Origin of the sequence: Microcystis sp. LE19-10.1B, assembly GCF_027530565.1 — a bacterium.
GTDB classification, from domain to species: Bacteria; Cyanobacteriota; Cyanobacteriia; order Cyanobacteriales; family Microcystaceae; genus Microcystis; species Microcystis aeruginosa.
Map to the genome: position 1 here is coordinate 1 of NZ_JAPZQM010000243.1, position 5,950 is coordinate 5,950.

The 5,950-nt window shown below is 38.8% G+C and carries 2 protein-coding genes and 2 pseudogenes; 1 reads left to right on the forward strand and 3 read right to left on the reverse strand.

Going from position 1 to position 5,950, the window contains the following annotated elements; all coding sequences use genetic code 11:
- Positions 1-539: 539 nt before the first annotated feature.
- From O9332_RS08850 to O9332_RS08860, 3 genes and pseudogenes are all read right to left on the reverse strand, one after another.
- A pseudogene (locus tag O9332_RS08850) lies at positions 540-828 on the reverse strand (IS1 family transposase); the annotation flags it as partial.
- A 182-nt stretch (positions 829-1,010) separates the two neighbouring features.
- Positions 1,011-1,671: pseudogene (locus O9332_RS08855) on the reverse strand (IS1/IS1595 family N-terminal zinc-binding domain-containing protein).
- Positions 1,672-2,281: 610 nt separating this feature from the next.
- Positions 2,282-2,551: a hypothetical protein gene (locus tag O9332_RS08860; protein WP_288024978.1), complete on the reverse strand. Its 270-nt coding sequence runs from the start codon at positions 2,549-2,551 to the stop codon at positions 2,282-2,284.
- A gap of 330 nt (positions 2,552-2,881) precedes the next feature.
- Here O9332_RS08860 and O9332_RS08865 point away from each other — a divergent pair, with 330 nt between their 5' ends.
- A complete protein-coding gene (locus O9332_RS08865) occupies positions 2,882-4,927 on the forward strand; it encodes a CHAT domain-containing protein (protein WP_002759564.1) in 2,046 nt (681 codons plus the stop codon).
- The last annotated feature ends 1,023 nt before the right edge of the window (positions 4,928-5,950 follow it).

A 5,950-nucleotide genomic window follows, 5' to 3' on the forward strand; every position in this document is an offset into this window, starting at 1 on the left:
AAATCCTTATCTGGCAAGAGACTTAATTGATTAGTTCGCTCTAGAGCAAAAACAATTGACAAAAATCGCTAAATGCCTTTCTCTATAAGGGTTCCATCCCTTATAACCCCCGTCCATTGCATAACAATTACCGAAGAGCCATAATTTTTTTATGGTACGATGGACGGTTTTGCTTTTTTCTCGATTTTTAGATTGAATTAGATTGAAGTTGAAAAGAGAATAAAATGTGATCTTATAAATTTGGTACAATTTTTACTTGACAAAAATTTCTGGTTGTGGTTCTGTAGTATTGATGGAGGCTTAATGCTTTGCCTTGCTGTGCATTGTTGTCATGGATAAAATAAGCTAAACGGCGCTTAACCTGCATGATCCAACAGCTATAACCCTTTTGGAGTCTATATCGGTGATCCGAAGTAAAAGCCGTTCAGCTTACCAAGCAGCGCCAAAGTGATTCTCCATTTTTTTAGAGAAAGATAGACTCTCTCTCACCAACAGAGAAATCCTTGGTCGAAAGGTATTATTAAGTCTTTACAATGGGATTAGTTTGACCAGTTTCTTTTCCTACCGCTCGATGACGTTTACTCGGAATTACTGTCTTATATGACTTCCAAAAATCAGTGTAAGTAACAGCACATTGTCGGTAAACACCGGGTAAACTGGCCCCAAAGTTTTTTGGCTGATTGGCGACTCCTATCTCCGCGCATAGCCGCCAATAATTTCCCCTGTCTTTCTATCAATTAACCGCCAAATATAAACCTTTATCGTCTTAAAAAAAACCAATGACTACATTTCATCACACTCTATGACTAATTTGCCTTTTGATTTTTCTGGGTGGTGATTCGGTAGTGGTGATGGAGCCTTAATGCTTTGCTTTGCTGTGGATTGTAGTCATGGATAAAATACCAAAGGACTCCCCAAGGTGATTCTCCATTTTTTTAGAGAAAGATAGGCTCTCTCTCACCAGCAGAGAAATCCTTGGTCGAAAGGTATTATTAAGTCTTCCAAGGGGATTACTTTGACCAGTTTCTTGGCTCTACCTCTCGATGACGTTTACTCGGAATTACTGTCTTATAGGACTCCCAAAAATGAGTGTAAGTAACAGCACATTGTCGGTAAACACCGGGTAAACTTGGCCAAGGTTTTTTAGCTGATTGGCGGCTCCTATATCCTAAATGACCACCAATAAGTTCCCTTGTCTTTCTATCAATTAACCGCCAAATATAGACCTTTATCGTCTTAGAAAAAACAAAAGGGCACATCTCATCACATTCTATGAGCAATTTACCTTTTGGTTTGTCCGAAACCTTTACTTGACGGGGTACAGCCGCTAGTTTATTGTTGACATAATTTTGTAAACATGACCAATTTACCCCTGTTACTCTGGCAATTCCTCGTCAGGAAATTCGTTCGAGCAAGAGTTGATCGATTAATTGTCTTGGTATCGGGAGAGATAGTTTTATTAGTGGGATTGATCACAAACGGTTGACCACATTCTTGACAGTGACGTTTGGGTTTCCCCTTAGGAATATAACCGTTCTTAATAGTATGGTGAGAACCACAACTAGGACAAGTAAATACAGGCAAACCAGTGGGGGGATTTTGCTCCGTGCTAGGCTGATATTTGAGCAGGTCCTCCACGAGCCATAAAGAGATACTTATCAGAAAAGTCATGATCAAGCTAGAGGTTTAAGGATTGATTTGAGCCAATTATTTTTATTGATAAACTGACGGTTCGCTCATTTTCCACATATGGTGTTTTTGGATTAAGCCACCCACTGCCTGTACTGGCGTAAGTTGAACTAATTCGACTTCGGGTAGGTTTTATCCGTTGTCAAAACACCATCTATAGTGATCTGCGAGCCGAGAGTAATAAGTATATTACACAGTTCATACCGAATAAGCAACATGGTAAGGTAAACACATCTTAACAACCCTTGACAAAATGAACCTCGTGTGATTTGCTTACCCAGAGGGCGATCCAGGCATACTTGAGTAGAATTTCTCATCTCAACTGTTAAACAAAAATCGACTAAATGTTAAGATTTCGTAACTATTTTGATTGACTGGTATCACTTGAAATGCCCACACGTATCACAAAATTAGCCGATTGTCAATAGCTTTTGAGATGCGATACCCCCCCTTGCCTACCCGAATTCGGGTGGGCAAGGGGGGGGTGGTAGAATGCCTGCCAGGACTATTGAAAATTGGTATTAGCTATTTTTTCGGGGACTCTGGCCACTATTTTCAGAGATTGCTGTAATGCGGATTTGTTGACATCCGTTTAGGTGGATTGACGGGCCAGAAATTGTCTTTGATAGTCTAAAAACTCGCCATGCCATTCCGCAAAACGCCGCTCCCCATCTTTGACTAAAAATTGGCGGTAGGCTTCCGAGGAAATCCAAGGCTTTGTTGGACGTTGTTGGGCAGAACGAGCTTGGTATTCAGCCGTTGATTGACGGCATTGGTTGTGATAATTTTGGTGCCATTCGCGATAGCGCCGTTCTCCATCCCGCACGAGGGCTTGGCGATAGGCTTCTGAAGATAGACTCATGGTGTTACTCCTTTTCAAATCCCTTGATGGCTTGGCCAGAATTATAACACAATGCGTGAACTAGCCAGTGCTGACCTCTCGTCAAGGTACGATATGGGCCCTTACCCTCAGGGGCAAGGTTTCTTTGCTATCTCAACTGCTGCATTTTGTCCCGCTTTGCGTTGCTACCCTTTAACCAAATGGCTCTTCGGTTTGTGTTATGCAATGGACGGGGGTTATAAGGGATGTAACCCTTATATAGAAAGGCATTTAGCGATTTTTGTCAATTATTTCTTATCTAGAGCGAACTAATCAATTAAGTCTCTTGCCAGATAAGGATTTAGTCGATTTATGCCCCCCTATCGAACCATACCAAGTAACGAAGAACCCTTAAAACAAAGCTTAGGCAATTCTTATACAGCTAGAGGTCAATTATCCCAATTACGGGCAAAATCTGCTGAAAAACAAGATCATAACCGCTCCAATACTTTTCAAAAACAAGCGATCTCCGACTATCAACAAGCTACCAAAAATTTCCGTGCTAACTTAAATGGATCAGAAGATCCTTTAACAAAACTAGAGAATTTATTAAATTTAATTCGTTTATCCTATTATTCTCAAAATTTTCAGATAATTTCTCCCCAACAACGGCAAAATGATTTACAACAGGCGTTAATCTTGCTCCCTATGGTCCCTCAAAATGTAACAACGGTTTACGCTAGTATTGACTTAGCGAGTCTACCCGCCTTTTCTTTAGCCTTAAGTACCCCTTTAATCCAATGTCCGACGCAATGGCAACTATCTGACTATCAAAGATTATCCATTCTCGATAATGCTTTAACAATTGCTAAAAATCTTAATAATCCTCGTGTAGAGTCTTTTGCATTAGGCGCAATCGGTCATTTTTATGAATGTCTTGGCAGAACAAAAGAAGCCTTAACCCTAACACAGAAAGCGATTTTAGTGGCTAATCAAGATTTAAACACAAAAGATGGCTTATATCTTTTGGAATGGCAAAAAGGGCGTATTTTTCAAGCAAAAGGACAATTCAACCTCGCCGTTAACGCCTATCAAAACGCCTATAATACTCTTGAAAATATCCGTAGTGACTTATTAACGACTGAAAAAGACGTACAATTGGACTTTCGTGATAGTATTGAACCTATTTATCGTCAACTTGCTCAATTAAAGCTACAATTAGCTGATTCTCAAAGTTTATCATCTATACAACAAAAACAAGAATTAAAAGAAGTCCTCAAGATTATTGATCATCTAAGACTCGCAGAATTGCAAAATCATCTGGGAAATGACTGTTTTTTGCGGATTGATGCCCCTGATTCTCAGCCTATATCTGCTTTTCCTCAGACGGCAATTATTAATTCTTTAATGTTTCAAGAGAAAACAGCAATCATTATAATTTTACCCGATCAAAGTATAAAAATTCACTGGATTAAGCAGAATAAAGCCAATATTATCGAAAATATTGCTCAATTTCGTCAAAGTATCTTAGATGGGTTTTTAACTCTAGGTGATTATGACACAAGCTTATCTGAAACCCTCTATAGTCAGATAATTCGTCCTTTTGAGACTGATTTACAGGAATACGACGTAAAAAACTTAGTTTTTATCCAAGATAGTCCTTTTCGCCCCATCCCTATGGCTGCTTTACATGATGGTAAACAATTTCTGATCGAAAAATATGCTGTCTCTACTACCCCTAGTTTATCCTTAACCTTTCTGCAAAAAAGAACCTTATCTGACAATAAAACGTTAATTTTAGGAGTCACCGAAGAAAGTCAGATTGATGGTCAAATTTTTCCTTCTTTAGATAATATTCCCCTTGAAATTGCCACCATTTCCCAACAATTTCCTAATCATCAACTGCTAGTTAATCAACAATTTAACCCCCAAACCCTCACCCAAACATTAGATAATGCTGACTACTCCATTATTCATATTGCCACCCATGCTCAATTTGGGACAATTCCAGATGACACCTTTCTGGTGGCGGGAAATAATGATAAAATAGCCCTTAAAAGTCTTGAAAATACCTTAAGACTGCTTGAATCAGGCTCTAACTCTGTTGAACTTCTCACCTTAACCGCCTGTGAAACCGCAGAAGGAGACGAACGATCTGCGCTAGGATTAGCAGGAGTAGCGATACAAGCAGGGGTTCAAAGTGCGATTGCGTCTTTATGGCCAGTTTCTGATCAATCTACGTTACAATTAATCTTGGCTTTTTATGACAATTTAATTAATTCAGGGGTTAATAAAGCAGAAGCCTTAAGAGAGGCTCAAATCCAATTAATTCAAGCTCAAAGTAATCCAGATATTAATAATCAGTATAGTCATCCCGTTTATTGGTCTTCTTTTATCTTAATTGGAAATTGGTTATAAACATTAGACTTCCTGCGGAAGTCAGGCAATAGGAACTCATGCAACAGGCAACAGAAAGAAGAATAGATGGCTCTCCTCGACTTTGTGTGATAATCAGTGCTTATCATTCGTAGGAGTCTTCCTAGGCAAGGCTTTGAAGACTATATTTTTTTTGAAAAATTATCCCTATTCTTCTTCCTTCCACACAGAAACGAGAAGAGCCAATAGAATGCTTTCAGCATCAGGATTGATTACTTTTTGACTTGTGCAAGAGGTTCAATTTCCTTTTTTACTTTTGACTGGGTACAAGACATCCTTGAAGTCAACGACAGTTCAGTTTGTTACTAGAATCTAGTTCACAAAAATAGATTAGATCATTGTTTTGAGCAGGGGATTTTTTAACCTCAGTGGGTGTGGATAAATCAGACGGGACAGGGGTTACAGCCGTTGGTGCTAGTTCTGAAAGTACCATGGTTATTCATTCCTCGTAGTTCGATTTTTACTTTGATGATTAATCAATTCATCGAGGCCGATTAAAATTCTAGAAACTAGCAGAATGAGAGCCTCTTAATTAAGAAAATATCCTGTAGAGGCTGTTAAAAAGTTACTGTTTTCTTGTCAGTTAAATTTTGTTAAGATAATGCCCAAAAACTACAATTTATGGTAGGAAAAGAGGTAAGTCGAAACCGAGTTTGATTTTTGCTTACTCTAAATCAGAAAGGGCATTGGGCAAGATTAGCTAACTAGGGTTTGCTGAAAAAGTTGTTCGTGGGGGGCAGGGTGTAGGGTTTTAGCGATTTCGAGGGGGTCAATTACCTAATTTTCAGGGAAAAAGTACCTGAAGCCGATCACTCCCAGATATGGTACTTTTTGATTTCCAAACAGTCTAAAAGTCTTACCCAATAGACCTCGACCTAATATTATCTCAAGACCAAAAGTCTTTCTAGTTAAGGAATCTACCCGAATAAAAATTATTTTAATTGCCTCATATTTTTTCAGTGAAATTGAATTAGCAACGATAGATATACATTTCAGTTATCGAAC

Excerpts from the sequence above, each read along its gene's own strand:
- O9332_RS08860 (WP_288024978.1), bottom strand. The coding sequence starts at position 2,551 with ATGAGTCTATCTTCAGAAGCCTATCGCCAAGCCCTCGTGCGGGATGGA.
- O9332_RS08865 (WP_002759564.1), top strand. The coding sequence starts at position 2,882 with ATGCCCCCCTATCGAACCATACCAAGTAACGAAGAACCCTTAAAACAA.